The organism is Rhizobium sp. NXC14, from assembly GCF_002117485.1.
Lineage (GTDB): Bacteria > Pseudomonadota > Alphaproteobacteria > Rhizobiales > Rhizobiaceae > Rhizobium.
Genome location: NZ_CP021030.1, coordinates 2,709,137 through 2,726,533, shown reverse-complemented (window position 1 = coordinate 2,726,533; position 17,397 = coordinate 2,709,137). Strand labels below are relative to the sequence as shown.

Annotated in this window: 15 protein-coding genes and 8 pseudogenes; 9 read left to right on the top strand and 14 right to left on the bottom strand. The window is 61.1% G+C overall.

Annotated features, from left to right (window positions below; all coding sequences use genetic code 11):
• Positions 1–391: 391 nt before the first annotated feature.
• Entirely contained in the window at positions 392–814 is a 423-nt protein-coding gene (locus NXC14_RS13510) for a TIGR02594 family protein (protein WP_085778563.1), read from the top strand.
• Positions 815–922: 108 nt separating this feature from the next.
• Here the strand turns inward: NXC14_RS13510 and NXC14_RS13505 are convergent, their stop codons facing one another.
• The 3 genes from NXC14_RS13505 to NXC14_RS13495 form a co-directional block, all read right to left on the bottom strand.
• A complete protein-coding gene (locus NXC14_RS13505; protein WP_157131407.1) occupies positions 923–1,411 on the bottom strand; it encodes a hypothetical protein in 489 nt (162 codons plus the stop codon).
• 117 nt (positions 1,412–1,528) lie between these two features.
• Entirely contained in the window at positions 1,529–2,932 is a 1,404-nt protein-coding gene (locus NXC14_RS13500) for an aspartate aminotransferase family protein (RefSeq protein WP_085778561.1), read from the bottom strand.
• Between the two features lie 164 nt (positions 2,933–3,096).
• Positions 3,097–4,020 carry a phytanoyl-CoA dioxygenase family protein gene (locus NXC14_RS13495; protein ID WP_085780107.1) on the bottom strand — a complete coding sequence of 308 codons (924 nt, stop codon included), beginning with the start codon at positions 4,018–4,020 and terminating at the stop codon, positions 3,097–3,099.
• Between the two features lie 93 nt (positions 4,021–4,113).
• On the opposite strand from NXC14_RS13495, the gene NXC14_RS13490 reads away from it, so the two are divergent.
• From NXC14_RS13490 to NXC14_RS13475, 4 genes are all read left to right on the top strand, one after another.
• Positions 4,114–4,935, top strand: coding sequence for an AraC family transcriptional regulator (locus tag NXC14_RS13490; RefSeq protein ID WP_085778560.1), 822 nt, complete (start codon positions 4,114–4,116; stop codon positions 4,933–4,935).
• Between the two features lie 140 nt (positions 4,936–5,075).
• Positions 5,076–5,447 (top strand): hypothetical protein, encoded by a 372-nt coding sequence (locus NXC14_RS13485; RefSeq protein ID WP_085778559.1) that lies wholly within the window; start codon positions 5,076–5,078, stop codon positions 5,445–5,447.
• Positions 5,448–5,846: 399 nt separating this feature from the next.
• Positions 5,847–6,353, top strand: coding sequence for a GNAT family N-acetyltransferase (locus NXC14_RS13480; RefSeq protein WP_085778558.1), 507 nt, complete (start codon positions 5,847–5,849; stop codon positions 6,351–6,353).
• 83 nt (positions 6,354–6,436) lie between these two features.
• On the top strand, positions 6,437–7,375 hold the full coding sequence (locus tag NXC14_RS13475; protein ID WP_085780106.1) for an ornithine cyclodeaminase family protein: 939 nt from the start codon (positions 6,437–6,439) through the stop codon (positions 7,373–7,375).
• 31 nt (positions 7,376–7,406) lie between these two features.
• Here NXC14_RS13475 and dapB read toward each other — a convergent pair whose 3' ends face one another.
• Both dapB and NXC14_RS13465 read right to left on the bottom strand, forming a co-directional pair.
• Positions 7,407–8,195, bottom strand: a complete 789-nt coding sequence (dapB, locus tag NXC14_RS13470; RefSeq protein ID WP_085778557.1) for a 4-hydroxy-tetrahydrodipicolinate reductase — start codon at positions 8,193–8,195, stop codon at positions 7,407–7,409.
• A gap of 144 nt (positions 8,196–8,339) precedes the next feature.
• Entirely contained in the window at positions 8,340–8,555 is a 216-nt protein-coding gene (locus NXC14_RS13465; RefSeq protein ID WP_085778556.1) for a hypothetical protein, read from the bottom strand.
• Positions 8,556–8,717: 162 nt separating this feature from the next.
• Between NXC14_RS13465 and NXC14_RS13460 the strand changes: the two genes are divergently transcribed.
• The gene (locus NXC14_RS13460) at positions 8,718–9,191 is read left to right on the top strand and encodes a VOC family protein (protein ID WP_085778555.1); all 474 of its coding nucleotides are present in this window, start codon (positions 8,718–8,720) and stop codon (positions 9,189–9,191) included.
• Positions 9,192–9,231: 40 nt separating this feature from the next.
• Here NXC14_RS13460 and NXC14_RS13455 read toward each other — a convergent pair.
• The 4 genes and pseudogenes from NXC14_RS13455 to NXC14_RS13445 all read right to left on the bottom strand — a co-directional run.
• A pseudogene (locus NXC14_RS13455) lies at positions 9,232–9,632 on the bottom strand (GFA family protein).
• A 497-nt stretch (positions 9,633–10,129) separates the two neighbouring features.
• A pseudogene (locus NXC14_RS13450) lies at positions 10,130–10,907 on the bottom strand (phosphodiester glycosidase family protein).
• A gap of 317 nt (positions 10,908–11,224) precedes the next feature.
• On the bottom strand, positions 11,225–11,398 hold the full coding sequence (locus tag NXC14_RS32995) for a hypothetical protein (protein WP_176536321.1): 174 nt from the start codon (positions 11,396–11,398) through the stop codon (positions 11,225–11,227).
• Positions 11,399–11,684: 286 nt separating this feature from the next.
• A pseudogene (locus NXC14_RS13445) lies at positions 11,685–11,927 on the bottom strand (argininosuccinate synthase); the annotation flags it as partial.
• Here NXC14_RS13445 and NXC14_RS13440 point away from each other — a divergent pair.
• A pseudogene (locus NXC14_RS13440) lies at positions 11,927–12,343 on the top strand (Lrp/AsnC family transcriptional regulator); the annotation flags it as partial. The pseudogenes NXC14_RS13445 and NXC14_RS13440 sit on opposite strands and share 1 nt — an antisense overlap.
• Before the next feature lie 139 nt (positions 12,344–12,482).
• Here the strand turns inward: NXC14_RS13440 and NXC14_RS13435 are convergent.
• The 3 genes and pseudogenes from NXC14_RS13435 to NXC14_RS13425 form a co-directional block, all read right to left on the bottom strand.
• Positions 12,483–12,959 (bottom strand): annotated as a pseudogene (locus NXC14_RS13435) (SDR family NAD(P)-dependent oxidoreductase); the annotation flags it as partial.
• Between the two features lie 141 nt (positions 12,960–13,100).
• Entirely contained in the window at positions 13,101–14,099 is a 999-nt protein-coding gene (locus tag NXC14_RS13430) for a DUF808 domain-containing protein (RefSeq protein WP_085778554.1), read from the bottom strand.
• Between the two features lie 116 nt (positions 14,100–14,215).
• Positions 14,216–15,027 (bottom strand): annotated as a pseudogene (locus NXC14_RS13425) (hypothetical protein).
• Between the two features lie 94 nt (positions 15,028–15,121).
• Between NXC14_RS13425 and NXC14_RS13420 the strand changes: the two are divergent.
• Positions 15,122–15,295 (top strand): annotated as a pseudogene (locus tag NXC14_RS13420) (GNAT family N-acetyltransferase); the annotation flags it as partial.
• 151 nt (positions 15,296–15,446) lie between these two features.
• Here NXC14_RS13420 and NXC14_RS13415 read toward each other — a convergent pair.
• On the bottom strand, positions 15,447–16,100 hold the full coding sequence (locus NXC14_RS13415) for a class I SAM-dependent methyltransferase (protein ID WP_085780105.1): 654 nt from the start codon (positions 16,098–16,100) through the stop codon (positions 15,447–15,449).
• A 91-nt stretch (positions 16,101–16,191) separates the two neighbouring features.
• Between NXC14_RS13415 and NXC14_RS13410 the strand changes: the two are divergent.
• Positions 16,192–16,838, top strand: a pseudogene (locus tag NXC14_RS13410) (TetR family transcriptional regulator).
• Between the two features lie 106 nt (positions 16,839–16,944).
• On the opposite strand, the gene NXC14_RS13405 reads toward NXC14_RS13410, so the two are convergent.
• Positions 16,945–17,148: a hypothetical protein gene (locus tag NXC14_RS13405; protein WP_085778553.1), complete on the bottom strand. Its 204-nt coding sequence runs from the start codon at positions 17,146–17,148 to the stop codon at positions 16,945–16,947.
• Positions 17,149–17,397 lie beyond the last annotated feature (249 nt).

Here is a 17,397-nt window from a genome sequence, read left to right as displayed (position 1 = left end):
CGGCCGGTAAAAATACGCACTGCATTCGAAGTATTCGATGCGATCCTGGAAATATAAATCCCATCGTAACTAATGCCGTTCCACCGGATCGTTGCGAGATTCCGGCGGATTGTTCCGCTTCGGCTCCCATATGGCATCGGGCTTTCGTCACCCCCAACATCGAATTCTCCATTTTTCGACTTCGCCAGCTGAGCGTTTGCAGATTGCCAATATTCGTCCGTTTTGCGGGTGCCGTCGCCGGTCGCCTAAGTTTTATTTCTTTAAATACAGGAAAAAATACGCGGTCAAATTGCTTCTAATTGCCGCCATGATTCAACTATACGTTCCAGCCGCGATTTTTTCTTCGCCACATTTCGGATGTTTGAAATTATCCAAACAATGGTGAGAAACAATGAAAATTATTCTCGTCATAGCCCTCACGGTTTTTGCCGTGCCGTGTGAGGCCGACATGCTCGTCACGGCTTCGAAATATAATCGCATGCACGAACGTTCTATTTCATTTCTCAGCATCAATCCCCGCAGAACGTCGTGGTGCGGAGCATTCCTCGCCTTTGTCGCCAAACGATCGTCACGCCAGCCGCCGCCCAATCCCAATATGGCAGTTTCCTGGAAAAGCTTCGGCAAACCTGTCTTCTTTCGTTCGGCAAGGCGGGGAGATGTCGTTGTGATCCGAAGCGGCAGGCGGTTCCATGTCAGCCTGTTCGATCACTTCGATCAGCGGCGCCAGTACGTCTATCTCTTCGGCGGCAACCAATCCAACCGCGTCCAGCTGTCACGCTACCGCGCCAGCTCGGTCGTTGCCGTTCGACGATAAAGCCGTTCTGTTGATTGGCACCTGGCCCAACGGTCGGCTCTCGTGCTGAGGTTCGGAGGCTGCGCCTCGAAGAGGGGCGGCTTATCGTCGGAATTTGCGCACCGATCGTCAATCAAACCCGTCCAACGCACATAGCACGCCATCGACTGGGATTGAGGCCAGCCTTTCGCGCGTGATGTCGAATCGCCAGGCTTTGACCAGATTCTCGGATCGATAAGAGCCATCTGGCTCTTCCGCCATCCTGCCGAGTGCAAAGATGGGGGCATCAGGAAACCGCCTCGATGAGCAAAAGGCCGGCTGCAGAAGTTCGTGGTGGGGGCTCGGCTTTGAGATCGTTACCTGGTCGATCACGGTCCAGACGGGGAGACTTCCATTCATGCCGGTCTGGCGTCGAAGCACCAGCAAAAGCTTTGCGCCGCATTTTAGCTCGGCTGCCGCATAGGCTGGGCCTCCGACCATTCCTGGTAGTACCGTTCCGCCGATCTCCACGCAGCCCTTCGCAGGAGGAGGCGTCGATTTTCCACGCACCTCACTGGCATCGCCGGTGGCTGGAATCAGCGTGAGAAGAGCGGCAATCGCGGGGAGATATCGAGACATGGGAAACCGTTGAGGACACGTGGCGAGGGAGGGGCTGGTTGAATTCTCAGTGCTGAAGTGAGGACCGTAATCCTGCTCTGGAAGACGTCAATGGTTGAGGTTGCAAGTGGAACAAGGTCAGTCGCGGCTGACACTGCGGAAGGCAGCGATGATGCTGTCGGCGGCCAGCCGGGCTTCGTCTGCGTTCGTCTGGAAATTAGTGACGGAGAGCCGCATAACGTCGCGGCCGCGCCATTTGGCGCCGCCTGCGAAGAGGGTGGCGTTTTCACAGATCTTTGCGATGGTCTTGCGGGTGATTGCATCGCTCTCTTCGTCCGGGCGGTCTGTGGCGAAGTGGAGGATGATTTGGTTCAGTGTGATTTCGTTCAAGATGGTGATGCCTGGTTCGCGCTGGAGATGCTCGGCCAGCAGGCGGGCCGACGCGCAACATTGGTCGATGAGGGCGGCGATGCCATCGCGGCCGAGATGTTTCAGCATCGCCCAGGTGGCGAAGCCCCGAGCGCGCCGGGAAAGCTCCGGCACGTAATGGGAGGGATCGCGCTCGCCCTCGGCTGCGAGTGGCAGGTAGCTTGCGGCGATCGTCATGGCGCGGCGGTGGGCAAGCTCGTTGCGCACGATCGCATAGCCGCAGTCATAGGGCGTCTGCAGCCATTTATGACCATCCGTCGCCCAGCTATCGGCCGCCTCGACCCCGCGGCTGAGGTGGCTGAATTTCTCCGAAGCCTGCGCCCAGAGGCCGAAGGCGCCGTCGATATGCACCCAGGCGCCTTTTTCCTTCAGGGTCGGGATGATCCGACGAAAATCGTCAAAACCGCCGGTATTGATCTGCCCGGCCTGGAGGATGGCGATGCAAGGGCCGATGACCGACGTAAGCGCGTCGCCGAGCGCGGCCGGATCGATCCGGCCCATTGGATCAGTCGGCAGGCGCAACACCCGGTCATGGCCGAGGCCGAGGAATTGAAGCGCCGAGAAGACGGTCGTGTGGGCGTCGTCGCCGATCAGCACCGTGATCTCGGGCGCGCCGAACAGGCCTTTTGCGTCCGCATCCCAGCCAGCCTTGCGCAGCACCTCGCCGCGGGCAGCGGCAAGGCAAGTGAAATTGGCGACCGTGGCTCCCGTGACGAAGCCGACGGAGCTTTCGGGCGGCAGCTTCAGGATGTCGAGAAGCCATCTCGCCGAGACCGTTTCGACGGCGGCCGCGGCCGGGGCGGCGACGTGGTTTCCGGCATTCTGGCCCCAGGCGCTGGTCAGGAAGTCGGCCGCCACGCCGACCGGATGAGAGCCGCCGATGACCCAGCCAAAGAAGCGTGGGCCCGTGGTGAAATGCAGGCCGGGTTCGGCGTTCGCGGCGAGCTGCCTGATGACATCGGCCATATCGGCGCCGGCCGCCGGCAGCGGCTCGTCGAAGGTGGCGAGCGAAGCGGCATAGTCGTGCCGGGGCACATGGCGGGCCGGCGCGCGCTCACGAAACCCGGCTGCAAGCCGCGCGGCTTCCTGAAACAGAGATGCGATTGCCGACATGCGATCCCCCTGCGCCGGACGCCCGCCGGTCCTGGGGACCGCCTCCAGGCAAGCTGCCGGCGCCGGCAAGTCTATCCGATATCGCCATCGCTGTCTTGGTTCGCGAAGAATCGATCCAGGCGGGTTTGGCTTCGGCTGAAGCGTTGCGGCGCGGACCCAAAGGCTTACAGCATATCCCCAAGGCTCCAGTGGTTGCTCCAGCGGGCGTCGATTTCGTCGTCGACGTTCTGGTAGCGGATGTCGGTGGAGAGGCGCAGCCGCCGGGTGCGGTCTTCGTTGTTGGTGGCGGCGTGGATTATGTAGGGGGAGTGCAGCACGACGTCGCCAGCCTCGTAATCGGCGGCGAGCCAGCGGGCGTTGAAGCGCTCGGCTATATCAGGCAGGTCCTTGGAGATCCAGCCGCCTTCGGCCATTTGACTGTTATAGGCGCTGATCCGCTCTTCCGGCGAGAGAGTGCCGCTGTTCGCCTGGAATTCCGCCTCCATCCTGCGGCCGAGCGCATGCGAGCCTTCGAGATAGACGAGGCCGCCCATTTCGGCGGGGATGTCTCCGATCGGGATCCAGGCAGTGACGAGCCGGCTGGTGCCGCCGCGGAGGTAGACGAGATCGTAGTGGGCGGGGGTCGCCACCGCCGTGCCGGGTTGGACATAACGCATCAGCTTGCGTTTGTGGAGATAGGAGATGCCTTGGAGGAAGGCGTCCATGAAGCGAACGAGCCGCGGCTGGGCGCAGAAGCCTTCATAGGCGGCGGAGCGGACGATCGACATTAGGCGGCGGTTGGCGAGGTTCCAGTCGAAGCCTTCGGCGGCCGCGATGCCAAGTGCGAAATCATGGCCGGGCGCCAGCAGGCCGGTTTCGGCGAGGTGGGCGAAGACCCAGCGGCGGAAATCGATCACTTCGGCGCGCGGCAGAAGGCCCTTCAGCCAGACATAACCATCCTCCTCATAGCGGCGGCGGATGGCCTCGACGCCTAAGGCAGGATCGGTCTGCGTCAGCAGGCCGAGCCTTTCTGCAGGGATTGTCTTGCCACGGGCGGCGAGGGGCGATTGCATCACTTTCATCCCGGCAGCATTCGCGACAATTGACATTTCATTCATCCTTGCTTTGACTTACCTGCCTCCAGCTTGTCGGTTGCGTGGGCCGATCGCCATGGAGGAAAGCTGCAGCTGGATTTTTCGCTCATGAGAGAAGCAGAGGCCATCTATCGATCTCCCCTTGCCGCGGCCGGCGGGCTTGCTGTGACGGGCAGCGGCAGGCAGCATGCGCGCCATGCCGTGAAGGACAGGAGGCTGCCGAGCTTTGCGGCCGTGTTGGTGGAGCGCGGGCGGGGGTTTCTCGAAACCGCTGCGGGCGGGCGCCAACCCGTGGAGGGGCCGGCGCTCTTCTGGTTGTTTCCGAACCGCCCGCATTCCTATGGGCCTGACGAAGCTGGATGGGACGAGCGCTGGGCGCTGTTTGAAGGTTCGTTCACGCGGGATTTCGTGCGGATGCGGCTGATTGGCGAGCGTCATCCCCTCGTGACGCTGCGCCATCTCGAGGAGGTGGTGCGGCTCTTCGCGCGGCTGCATGCCGATCTCGTCGACGACAGCCATCTAGGACAGGCCTCGGCGGCATTGGCGCTCCATCGTATCGTCATCACCGCCGCGCGGCAGGCGAGCGCTGCCGCAGGTCGCGAAGGCGAGGGTGCGTCCGCCGATCTCGTCGAGACGCTGCGGGGCAGGGCGCTGCAGCCGCTCGACCTTGCCTCGTTTGCCTCCGAGCACGGCATGTCGCCGGCCACGCTGCGGCGTAAATTCATAGCCGAAACGGGCATGCCGCCAAAGGACTTCCAGCTTCGAGCGCGTATGGACCAGGCCAAGCAACTGCTCGCCATGTCAGACGAGAAGATCGAAACCATCGCAGCCATGGTCGGTATCGAAGACCCGTTCTATTTCTCTCGCGTCTTTCGTGAGCGCGAGGGCTGCAGCCCCCGTGAATTCCGGATGCGATATAAGCGAGGTTGAGCTGTTGCAGTATGGATCGCGGTCTTTGCTGCGATCTTGAACAAATCAAGCATTACGTGAAGAGGAAGACGATTTTCTCCAATAAATGTTGATTTTATGCCGGCTGTTTTCAAAATTTTCTAAGGATCTGCTGAAATCTATTGCCTTCTTTCGAAGTATCCATCAATGATGTACGAAATATCATTCGCGCTGCTGTCAAGGCCGCTCTGTCGATCAGCGAGGGATATGCACTGAAATATTTCATTCTCTATGCGCTCGTGTGCTCGGTAGTCGGGATAATTCTTCTCGTCGTCTTCCATCAGATTGCACCGGTTCAGATGGAGAGACCTGGCGATCAAACGGCCTTCGAACCGGATGATCTGGTCGTGCGGTCGACCCGCGAACCAACGACAGACCAGCCCGCCATGCGGCCTCTCAACCAATGGGATCTGCGGCTTGGCAATCAGCCGGAGGCGCAGCCCGATCAATCAGGTGTGCGCAAAGGCGGCCGGGTGGGAACGCCGGCGCAGTAGGTAGAGTTGGCGCTGCCATTCGGGCGCGGCCTTCTCCAAGGCTCCTCATGCTAAGGTGTGCAGCCCGCGAGGGCGGAGCCTCGAAGCACGCGGCTCAACGCTGCTTCTTGCATTCATCAACCGCCGATATACCCGCCGTCAGGATGATCCTTCGAGGCCCTGCGGGCACCTCAGAGTCTGTGAACCTTTTGGATTTCGTCGTTTTCGAAAGAGCTGAGCCATTGATTTAACTCGCATCGAAAAATTGTAAAATCGATAGGTTCACAGGCTCTCAGGATGAGGCTCTCTTGTGTGTTGGCGGGCCGCGATGGGGCCAGGCGCCAATCGAACTCGCGCTTCCGAGTTGCATCCACTGCAGTCGGCTGCGATGACATATCTCCGATACTCCGGGAGGTGGCGATGGATGCAGGCGGCGTGACGATCAGGCTCATAGGTGCAGACGAGGTGGAGGCTTTCCGGCATATCCGCCTGGAAGCGCTCCGCGCCGAGCCGTCCTCCTTTGCCACCCGCTACGAAGACTGGGAAATTCTGTCTCTGCAGGAGTGGCGCGATCGGCTGAGCGAGCCGGTTTTCATAGCCTTTCGCGAAGGCGAGCCCGTCGGCATCATGGGCTTGTTTCGGCAGCGGTCGAGCAAGATGGCCCACCGCGCCACGATCGTCATGGTCTATGTCCGCGCCAAGCTGCGCGGAACGGGCCTTGCCGTCAAACTACTGGAGGCGATTTCCGATCACGCGCGCAATATCGGCATCCGTCAATTGGAACTCTTCGTCAGCGCCGAAAATACGGCGGCGATACGGTTCTACCAGCGGCAAGGTTTTGCCGAAATCGGCCGTATCCCCGGCGGCGTGCTGGAGGATCGCCGGGAGATCGACGATGTGATGATGGCGCGGCGGCTGATGGGTTAGGCCGTCGCGGCGCGGCGGACCATCGGCCTCTTGACCTCAAGTGGGATTGGGGTTGCAGGATGCAGCCTGAATCGGAGGTCGCCGTGATGAAAATCCTGATGGACAAGGACATTGACGATAGCGGGTTGATGGCGGTCGCGATCGACGCGCTGGAGACCGCCTTCCATGCCAGGGCCGCCAACCGGTTGATCTCGCCACCGAGGCATCATGTGTCGTTTCCTGATCGAGGCGATCTCGTTTTTACCGTTGGCGGTATCATGGGCGAGAAGCCGCTCGCGGGTTTTCGCGTCTACGACACATTCGATGGGGCTGAGCATGCGCAGATCGTCGCCGTATGGTCGGCCGACGACGCCAGGCTCAAAGGGATCGTTCTCGGATCGCTCTTGGGAAGCCTCAGGACTGGCGCGATCGGAGGTTTGGCGATCCGGCATCTCGGCGCGCCTGACGCCAAAATCGTCGGCATCATCGGCAGGGGAGCGCAGGCGCGAACCCAGCTTGCAGCGGCTGCCGCCGTTCGCAACCTCGATCACGCCCGCGTTTATAGCCGCGATGAGAAAAATCGTGCTGACTTTGCAAGCGAGATGCAGCTCGCCCTGGGTCTTAAGGTGGAGCCTGTCGACAGCGTCTCGAAAGCCGTTGATGAGGCCGATATCGTCATCTGCGCGACGACAAGCCAAACGCCCGTCCTCCATGCGGGCGATTTAAAGCCCGGCGCGCACGTCAACACTGTCGGCCCGAAAACGCTTCACGGATGCGAACTCGGCTTGGATCTCGCAGACGCGGCGGCCGTGATCGCGACGGATTCTCCCGAACAAACGCGCGCATACCCATCGCCCTTTTTCCTGACAGGCTCCGGCAGCGACAGCCGCCTGGTCGATCTCGCCGACATCATTGCGGGGAAAGCGTCAGGGCGGAGATCGCCCGAAGAGATAACGCTGTTCTGCTCCGTAGGCCTTGCCGGAACTGAAGTCGTCGTCGCCGCGGCGGTGCTCGATAGGGTGGGGTGTCGGTGTAGACCTTGAGTCAAAGACGCCCTTCAAGCCTCTGTTCATTCTATCTATTCGGGCCTTCTGCCGTCAGGCCCAGCACATCCCGCATGCCATATTCGCCGGGTGCGCGCCCTGCAATCCAGCGGGCGGCGGCAAGCGCGCCGCGGGCGAACATGCCGCGATCGAGAGCCGAATGCGACAGCGTCACGACTTCCTCGGCGGCGGCGAACAGGACGCTGTGTTCCCCGACGATCCCGCCGGCGCGCAGGACGGCGAAGCCGATCTCGCCGGGCAGTCGCTCGCCGGTGACGCCGTCGCGCCCACGCCGCTCGACGGATGCGAGGGAAACGCCGCGGCCCTCGGCGGCCGCTTCACCGAGCATCAGCGCCGTACCGGACGGCGCATCGATCTTCCTGTTGTGGTGGGCTTCGAGGATTTCGATATCCCAGTCATGCTGGGGAAGAGCGCGCGCCGCCTGGGCCACGAGGCCGACCAGCATGTTGACGCCGATGGAGAAGTTGCCGGAGCGCAGGATCGGAATCGTTTGGGCGGCGGCTGCGATCCTTTGGATATCACCCGGCTCGAAACCTGTCGCTCCAATCACCAGGGCCGGCCCGCCTGCCGAGGCACAGAGGCCGGCGAGTTCGGCGGCGGCATTTCCCGTCGTGAAATCCAGGATCACGTCGGCGGCTGCAATTGCGGCCGCACGGTCGATCAACCCTTCACCGGCGGAGCCAGGGCGGCCGATGCCGCCGATGACGACAAAAGCCGGATCGGCCGCGAGCAGCGGCAGTATGGTGCGACCCATGCGGCCGTTCGCGCCGGCGACGGCTATTTTGACAGGGGAGGTCACGTGTTTTCCTTGGCTGGAATATTTACGATGGAGCGGCCGCTTGCATCCGGGGTTCGCGCCGGAACGGCATTCTGGACCTACCGCAATTGCGCTGCCGGCGTAAAGCAGGGGATTTGTTGCCCCCGTCCCTGTGAACGACTGGCCTTACCAGTTGCCGGGATCGGCGGTGTGATCGATGCTGGCGAATTCATCAGCCTTGTTCCGGTCGAGATTTACCTCCGTGGTCACCTTCGTCTCGTCGGTGACCGAGTAGCGGTCAGGGACAGGTCCCTTCGAAAGTTCCTGGTACAGGAGCAAGGCTGCCTCCTCGGCGGTATCGGCCTCGATCTCGCGGGTGAGGGTAACGGTGAACTTGTGCATGGCTTCGGCCCTTTCAATCGCGCGCAGACGATGCTTGCCACTCTGACACCCTTTTGCGGCGAGGACGCAAGGCCGTTGCCGAAATAACATGCATAGGCTGGAGAAAGGCGATCTCTCTCTTATTTCAGTAGAATTGCAAACCAAGAGGGAAGGACCGCCGCAATGGCAAAAAACACGATCTGCCTATGGTACAACAAAGACGCTGAAGACGCGGCCCGCTTTTATGCCGCGACGTTTCCCGACAGCGCGGTGGGTGCTGTCACTCGGGCGCCGGGAGATTATCCTGACGGTAAGCAGGGAGATGTTTTGGTTGTTGAATTCACCGTCGCCGGTATCCCTTGCATCGGTCTGAACGGCGGCCCTGCATTCAAACACAGTGAAGCCTTCTCGTTTCAGATCGCTACGGAGGATCAGGAAGAAACCGATCGTTTGTGGAACGCCATCGTCGGTAATGGCGGCCAGGAAAGCGAGTGTGGCTGGTGCAAGGACAAATGGGGTTTGTCCTGGCAGATTACACCGCGTGTCCTCTCAGAAGCGCTCTCGGCGGGTGGTGATCAGGCAAAGCGTGCATTTGACGCGATGATGACGATGAGAAAGATCGATGTCGCGGCGATCGAGGCGGCTCGGCGCGGTTGAGGCGCCATCGCCCGCCCCGAGGCCGACAGATGTCGGGCTGTCAGAACCAGAGATCGCGTACGCGGCGCCCGTCGGAGGGAAGATCTTTGAATGTGTCGAGCCCGTCGAAATGATCGATGGGGAGATCGGCGACGAGTTCCGGCGGTGCAAGCCGCATGTTGACCGCTATGCGGCGGCGGCCATTCTTTTGCAGGCGCAGACCGCGCCAGCTCAAGACCCAGGCACAGGATGGGCAGAACAAGATTCGAGCGACGACGCTGCCCTGCCGGACCGGGTATAAGAGGCGGTCTGGCCGATAAGGGTGATCCGCTCTCCTTCGTAATCATAGGCCCCGAGCGTGCCGTAGCGTCGGCAGAGGGTGCAGTTGCAGGCGGTGATCGATCCCGGATCGCCTTCGAGGGTCCAGCCCGTCTTGCCGCAATGACATGAGCCCGTCAGCAGGAGTGCTCGGATCCACTTCCCCGTTCAACGGCTGCATCCTGCCTCAATCGTGCAACGACCGCAATTGGCGCGTCGATCGCTCGGCCGCTGCCTTTCACGGGCCTGTGGCCGTTCCGAGGGGTGGTCATCGCCATGGCGCTGACGTCGATGGCGGTGAAGCAATCAATCTGACAGTCATCTGGGGCATTCGGCTACCATCGACGGCGTAACGACTGGGTGCTTCATTCCCGAAGACAATCGAGTAACCATCGCCGGCTCGCCTGAAGGCTGACCGAATGACCTACGGCGGCAACAAGGCCTCTCCTCGAAAGACCTCTGCCCTATAGGTCGAAGTGCCCGCGGGCGGAAATCCCGTCCTGCGAACGCGTCCTCGATCAGCCGGTGGATGGAATATGGCCGAGCGATCACTACGGGGTCATGGTCGATATCGACTCCGGTCAAATGCAAGGGCCGGCTGACGGCGCTGTGGGTCTCGATAAAGGCCGAATTCGTCGTGCCTATTCCACAAGCCCGAAGATCGGGCCATAGCCGCCATGCCAGGACCAATCGTTGCGGTCTAATGCTGGATAGTAAAGCCCAACACCTCGTCCGCCATCCAGAAACAACGCGTCAGGGCATTGCAGTCGGTCCCGGAAGAGCCGTGCGAATTCATGGAAATTGACCCCGTCTTCGCTGATTGCGAAGCGAACCGCGCCACCCGCGCAGACGCCGACCCCGCTTCGACGGCTCCGGTCTGTCGAGCCGGGGATGAAGATCGGGTTCAGCTTGCCGGCGATGACGAGCATTGGGCCGGACTGCGTGGCGAACCGCACCTTGGGGGCACGCCTCAGAAATTCATCGGTCGGGAGTATGTCGGCGCCCGCTTCACCAAGAAAGAACACGCCGTTCGGTTTCTTGTAGAAATTCGGCACCTGACCGGGGGGGGCCTCCGGCCCCTGCGGTATTGGCGGACTTCAATTCCCTGGCGTTTTCGACATACAGTCCCATCGGCGAAAAATCGGCCCGGTACATTCCGGCATTGATGGCCAAGGCCAACGTTTTCCCCTCGGCGCGAACGGCTTCGGCCAAGCGTGAAAAAGCGCGGTATGGTTGGCCATCGGCGCCCTTCCAGAACAGGCGCAGGTCGGCTTTTCCTGCTTCCAGCGTGCAAACGACGTACGCCGCCTGGTCGAAAGTTTCCTGTTCGCATGGCTCTGCATGCGCCTGAGGCAGGAATGTCATCATTGTCGCCAGCATCATGGCCGCGGCGAGCATGGCTTGTTTGACATAGGGCATTGGTATCAGAATAGTCATGACGAGATATGATTTCCTATCGTGCGGCGGCAGCACCGGGTTTTTCATCGCCATCGGCGACGGCCGGAATAGGAATTTTTACCGGTACAGCAACGATTGTCAGCCGGGATGAGTATCCAAGATTTCTCGTGAAACGCGTTCTGCCTCCTTCTTCTGCTGGAACGAAAAGATAGCGTCATGCTCTTCTTCTCCCGCTGGCAGAAGAGTGGATCAGACCGATGAGGTGGGAAGGAGTCTCAGCGGCAAAACGCCTCCATCATCAGAATCCAGGCACCCCGCAAAGGTGGGAACATTCAATCCTACCAGGCGGTACGGGCGGTGCCGAGCGCTGTTGTATGAGAGGATGAGACGTGGGCGACGTGCGCCTTGAGCGATACGACGCAGTTTCCCGGAAAGCTAAGTTTGTGCGCCGTCAAGTGCTTCAGCAGCGCTTCTGCGTCGCGCTTCTCGGTCAACGGAAATGTCACAGTCATGCGGGTTCCTCATACTGAGCATCTGCGGAAATTAATGGTTAAATTCTCTTGTGCTGCAACAAGAAAATTTGAATGATAAAATTAAAATCGATTAGCTTTTGGTGGGGTTTTTTAAAATCGTTTGAATTAGCTTCCTCGGTTTCCCATGGATTGGGCAGTGGTTCGGCCGCGCGAGCGAGATCCGCATAGTGCGCTCCAACAAGCACTCGAAGCGTTAGGAGCAATGCCTTCGATGAAGGCATTGGTGGATGCTGAGAGATGGCGCTGCCGATTCAAGATCAGCCGCTCACCGTGTATGGCGGGCAGCCCAATTCCTGAGCCGCAGTCCATTGAGCTTGATGAAGCCTTCGGCATCATGATGATCATAAGCGATGGAACTTTCCTCGAAGGTGACGAGGTCGGCGGAATATAGTGAGCAGGGCGAGCTGCGGGAAATAACCGAGGCGCTTCCCTTGTAGAGCCTGACCGTCACCTCGCCGTTGACGAAGGCCTGGCTTCGGTCGATCAGCGCCTGCAGCATGTGCCGCTCGTGACGGGCGTATTTCGAATGTCGAGCTGGCAAAAGAGGTGGGGCTGTCGCCTTCGCCCTGCCTGCGCCGCGTGCGCCTTTTGGAAGAGGCTGGGATCATCGATCGCTACGTCGCCGTACTGGATCCGGCCAAGGTCGGCGCAGGGCTGACGGTTTTCGCCCGCGTGTGGTTCAAGACCCAGGATGCCGAGGTCACGCTGCGGTTCGCCGAAGCCGTCAGGCGCTTTCCGGAGGTGATGGAATGTTACCTGACGGCAGGGGAGTGTGATGCCGTGCTTCGGATCGTCACTGCCGATCTGCACAGCTACTGGCGTTTTCAGGCCGACCACCTGACGCGCATTCCGAGCGTCCTCAACGTCAAGACCGATGTGCCGATGGAAACACTGAAGCGGAGCTTCGAACTGCCGTTGCGGTAGCGTTCTAAGGCATTGCGTTTCGGAGCCATATAGCGCGGGGTTGACTAGCCCCCTCCTTCGAGGCTGCTACGGGGCGCCTCGGGGTGAGGCTGGAGCGGCGCGGAAGGCGGCGATCCGCCGCCTGCGCTTCATTCGGCAACTATGCTTTCAGCGCGGCGGCATAGTCGGCCGCGTAGGACTTCAGTGAGCGCGGGGGCCTTGGCGGTGAGCGTCTCGACGTCGCCGGTCAAGGCGGCCGTCCAGTTCTGGGGGACGGGATAGAAGATCGAAGCGAGAAAGCTTGCATAGCCGGCCGGCACGCCAGCCCCCGTCAGCATTTCAATGAAGGCCTCGTCGGAGACGGCGTTATAGGTGACGGGCTTGCCGATTGCTTCGGAGAGGATGGCGGCGGCTTCGGCATAGGAGAGCGCTACCGGGCCGGTCAGGTTGAAGGCCTTGCCGTCGAAGGACGAGGAGGTGAGCGCTGCCACGCCGCTTGCCGCGATGTCTCGGGCGTCGATGAAACTCGACTTGCCTTCGGCGGCGGGAAGCGCGATCTGGAGTGGTCGATGCCTGGTTTCCAGAAGGTGTGGAAGTTGTCGGAAAACCAGTTCGGGTGCAGGATGACATAGGGCGTGGGGATACGGTTTCGGCACTCTCTCACTGGGCGGAGCAGAACATGGACGCAATCTTTGCGGCGCAGCGTGGGCGTATGATGAAAGGGATGCCGGTTGATGGTGCCGGAGGTTCGACGTAAGCAAGATCTGCTGTTCCGCGATTACGCAGTCCTCATCCTGCGCAGGCGTGCTGCGCACCACCGCCATGCGGGCGCAACGACGTAGCCGACGGCCGGGATGGTCGCAAGCCCGAGGAGGATGCCGACGAGACCCGAGCCGGCAGCTTGGACCAGCCAGGAAACCACGCCGCCAACGGCAGGCATTGCGTGCGCGGCGCCTTCCCCGGCATCGTGGAGCAGATGGCTCAGCCAGCCAAAGCCAAAGCTTTCGGCGCCGTGTACAATGATGCCGCCGCCGACCCAGATCATCGCCGCTGTCCCGATCAGACCCAGCACCTTGAGAAGATAGGGCATGCCCTGCACAAGGCCGAGCCCGAGCATGCGAGGGAACGCGCCTGTCCGGGAGCGGGAAGAGCGCTGGACAAGCCAGAGGCCGAAGTCGTCCGCCTTTACGATCAAGGCGACGACCCCGTAAACGGCGGCCGTGATCAGAGTACCGACCAGGGCGAGAATCAGCGCCTGCATCGCCAGACCCGAATCGGACAGGGAGCCGAGGGTGATCGCCATGATCTCGGCCGAGAGGATGAAATCGGTTCTGATGGCGCTCGCGACCTTTTCGTCCTCGAAGGTCTTAGGGTCGACGCTGATCGTCTCGAGAGCGTGCTCATGGGCATGGGCCGCGTGCGGCACGACGAGTTCGTAGACCTTTTCGGCGCCTTCGTAGCAGAGGTAGAGCCCACCAAGCATGAGCAGCGGCATTACGGCCTGCGGCACGAGCAGGCTAAGGACGAGTGCGGCCGGCAGGAGGAAGACCAGCTTGTTTTTGAGGGAACCGATGGCGATCCGCGCGATGATCGGCAATTCGCGCGCAGCCGAGAGGCCGGTTACATAACGCGGCGTGACGGCTGCGTCGTCGATCACGACCCCGGCGGCTTTGGCGCCGGCTCTGCCCGCCTGGGCAACCACGTCGTCCAGAGAAGCGGCGGCCGCCTTCGCAAGCGCTGCGACATCATCAAGGAGAGCAATCAGGCCGACACTCACAAGTAAACCTCTCATTCAGGGACAATGACGGCGAGAATATCCAATCGGGCGGCAGCCGGAAAGGGGCGCCTCTACGCTTGGCGGTGCCTGACCGAAAGGTCAGGTAAGCGAGCCGCTCATTCAATCTGGACATGAATGTGGTCATCATGACGCGCGGCTCGGCAGCCTTGGAAGCGGACATGGGCGTCGGTGATGCGAAGCGCATTCTTCAGATGCGGCTCGATGAAGATCTTCTGCAGGCCAAAGCGCGCGACGCCTTCCGTCGTCAGCCAGGCGATCGCTGCCGCGGTGCGCTGCTCCTCGATCTGGTAGGCCGGGAAGAGTGGCTGCAGGGCGTCGAAATCCCAACGCGTGGTAGCCAGTCGTGGCGACCCGCGCAGGGCAGTTCGTCGCCCTGGGCGGGCTCCTCGAAGGCAAAATAGCCGATCGGGGAGCGTGTGGCGCCGTTCAGGAAGGCGCCGTCGGCATCTTTGTAATAATAGGCGAAATCGAGTTTTTTGCCGTCGGCATGAGAGAGATGCGGCAGCAGCGGAAAACCGTCGACGAAGGGAAAGTTCGCATCCAGCGCGACGGTAACGGTACCGGGAAACTGCTTATCCATGTGGGCGGCGAGTGCCCCTGCCAGATCGCGCAGTTCAGGCGTCACATAGTTGCGGTTGAGCGCGCAGTAGATCGGCGAGCGGATGACCAGCGGATCGGCGGTGCCGACGAAGCAGGCAAGCGGAACCCGGCCAAACGCGGGCGCGTTGAGGTGCGCGACGAAGGTGCCGCCGGCGTAGAGAAGCAGAAAGAGCGCGAGGTTGGCGGCAAGTCGGCGCAGGCGCAAGGCGCGTGCGACGGCAAGCGTTATCAAATAGGTGAGGCCGCCGATTTGGGTGAGCAGCGTCAGAATGATGACGATCAGAGCGTGGAGGATAAAGCGGAGCACGGGGCAGCCTTGTGGAGGGGGGGTGCGTTGCCATAGGTGAGTGAGTGGGAATGCGCAAGACGGTCGGCGCATTCGCCTGACACTTCGAGTTTTGGCAGCCAGCGGCCTCGGGATGGCAAAACGGCTTATGTCGGCTGCCGAGACGATCGCCCGCGAGTTGTCCATCCGGCTCCTGCGTCTGGATACCAACAGCGCGCTTCCCGAGGCCCAGCAGCTCTATCGCGGCATCGGCTGGACCAAGATCGAGCGGTTCAATGACGATCCATAGCCGGATATGTTCGTCGAAAAGCGTGTTTGAGCGCGACCGGCTTTGTCCGGAAGTGGCTGCGATGGTGCTGTGCGATGCTTGTGCGCGGCCTCACCGTTGATGCCATTGCGGACATCCAAGGGTGAGGGCGCGGAGCCGGTTGCGAATATCCTCAGACGCGCATCGACAACTCAATGTCGTCTTCGAACGGGACCGACAGATAGCCAGCGGCGGCGGAGCGAACGCGGGCGAGATATTCGGGGCTGAGGTCGGCATTGTCAGCGACGATGAGGGCGCCCGGTCGAAGTCGGTCTTCCACCAGCTCCAGGATGTCACGATAGAGGCCCTTGGCGCCGTCGAGAAACAGGAGGTCGATGGTATCAGGAAGATCGGTGCCGAGGGTGTACAGGGCATCTCCCTCACGGATTTCGACAAGGTCGACGAGGCCGCCAGCCGTCAAGTTTTCGCGCGCTCGCCTCAACTTCGTCGGTTCGAACTCGCTGGTGATCAGCCGGCCGCCGCCATTGTCGCGCAGTGCTGCAGCAAGGTGGAGGGTCGAGATGCCGAAGGATGTGCCGAACTCGATGATCGTTTGAGCACGGCAGCTGCGCGCCAGCACATAGAGCAGCTTGCCAGCTTCGCGCGAGACAGGAAGCCAGAGATCCTTCAGTCGCCCGTAAAGGTCGAGATATTCCGTCTTGCTGCTGATCAGGCGCATCCGCTCTTCGCTGGTAAGCTCGGATACGGTGGGGCTCGTCGCCGCGGCGGCTTCTTCGAACAGGCGGTTGAGGAGAGGCGCGAGCGGCGCGGTGGTCAGTGTCGTCATTGAAGGGTTCCTTGGAATGATGAGGTTCTTGCGCTGGGTGAAAAATACGAATATTCCCTCGCATTTTCTAATCGCATTGCGGAGCGCCGCCATGAGCGACCGGCCAAGTACCCGGATTTCTTCACGAAAGCAGCCCAAGCAGGCCCGCTCGACGGAGCTCGTGGCGGCGATCCTCGATGCTGCTGCTCAGGTTTTGGCGCGTGAGGGAGCCCATCGCTTCACCACGGCGAGGGTAGCGGAGAGGGCGGGCGTCAGTATCGGTTCGCTCTACCAGTATTTCCCCAACAAGGCGGCAATCCTCTTCCGGCTGCAGAGCGACGAATGGCGGCAGACGAACGGCATGCTCGCCGATATTCTTGCCGATGCACGACGACCGCCGTTCGAACGGCTGCGCAGCCTTGTTCATGCCTTTCTTCGCTCCGAGTGTGAGGAGGCGGCGATGCGAGTGGCACTTCACGACGCAGCGCCGCTTTATCGCGATGCGCCGGAGGCGCAGGCGGTGAGGGCGTCGACCGCATCATCGGGCTGTTCATGCAGGAGGTGCTGCCATCGGTCCCGGAGGCAAGCCGGGCACTTGCCGGTGACCTGATCGTCACGACGCTCGCCACGGTGGGCAAGCAGTTCTCGGAGGCTCCCCGAAGCTTGAGCGAGATCGAAACCTACGCCGAAGCCATGGCCGACATGTTCGCCGCCTATCTTGAAAAGCTCGAATGCGGCCAGGACACGGTGAATTCCTAACAAAGGACCGCAACACGGCAAATGAGAGGCTTTCTGCGAGCCGGCCACGGATTATCGCAGCCCCTGTCACGGCGCAGGGGCAGCCCTGATGGACCATTTCGGATTCCTATTGGTGACCCAACTGCTTCGACAGTTCGGCAAAAAGCCGGTCGCGGGCCGTGTTCATCTGCACCAGATCGACGGCAACGGTGATGGCGCGGCGTCCTTCGAGGCTATTGATGTCGAGCTTTTTCTCGCAGCACCATTGCCGAACGGCATCGGTGACGATGGTTATTTGGCTGTCGTCGAGTGAAATAAGTGACAAGAGCATCTTCGTACCCTCTATGAAGCGGCAAGAGCACGACGGTCTCTCAAGCGGTCGTGCCGATGATCCGATGGGCCGATGACGCGTACTCTACGCTCATTCTGCAGCAATGCCACAGCTATTTGGACACGCTTAGTTGACCGCAGGTCGCGAACAGGACTGCTGAGCGTTATGGTCCGCTGAGGCAATCCGGATGTCGCAGATAGCGAATGCCGGGATAGGGGATCGAGCGGGGACCCTGGCGTCGCCTTTTCG

Excerpts from the sequence above, each read along its gene's own strand:
- NXC14_RS13460 (WP_085778555.1), top strand. The coding sequence starts at position 8,718 with ATGGCAAAAAACACGATCTGCCTATGGTACAACAAAGACGCTGAAGAC.
- NXC14_RS13490 (WP_085778560.1), top strand. The coding sequence starts at position 4,114 with ATGAGAGAAGCAGAGGCCATCTATCGATCTCCCCTTGCCGCGGCCGGC.
- NXC14_RS32995 (WP_176536321.1), bottom strand. The coding sequence starts at position 11,398 with ATGACTGTGACATTTCCGTTGACCGAGAAGCGCGACGCAGAAGCGCTG.
- NXC14_RS13505 (WP_157131407.1), bottom strand. The coding sequence starts at position 1,411 with ATGTCTCGATATCTCCCCGCGATTGCCGCTCTTCTCACGCTGATTCCA.
- NXC14_RS13510 (WP_085778563.1), top strand. The coding sequence starts at position 392 with ATGAAAATTATTCTCGTCATAGCCCTCACGGTTTTTGCCGTGCCGTGT.
- NXC14_RS13465 (WP_085778556.1), bottom strand. The coding sequence starts at position 8,555 with ATGCACAAGTTCACCGTTACCCTCACCCGCGAGATCGAGGCCGATACC.
- NXC14_RS13500 (WP_085778561.1), bottom strand. The coding sequence starts at position 2,932 with ATGTCGGCAATCGCATCTCTGTTTCAGGAAGCCGCGCGGCTTGCAGCC.
- NXC14_RS13405 (WP_085778553.1), bottom strand. The coding sequence starts at position 17,148 with ATGCTCTTGTCACTTATTTCACTCGACGACAGCCAAATAACCATCGTC.
- NXC14_RS13495 (WP_085780107.1), bottom strand. The coding sequence starts at position 4,020 with ATGTCAATTGTCGCGAATGCTGCCGGGATGAAAGTGATGCAATCGCCC.
- NXC14_RS13480 (WP_085778558.1), top strand. The coding sequence starts at position 5,847 with ATGGATGCAGGCGGCGTGACGATCAGGCTCATAGGTGCAGACGAGGTG.
- NXC14_RS13415 (WP_085780105.1), bottom strand. The coding sequence starts at position 16,100 with ATGACGACACTGACCACCGCGCCGCTCGCGCCTCTCCTCAACCGCCTG.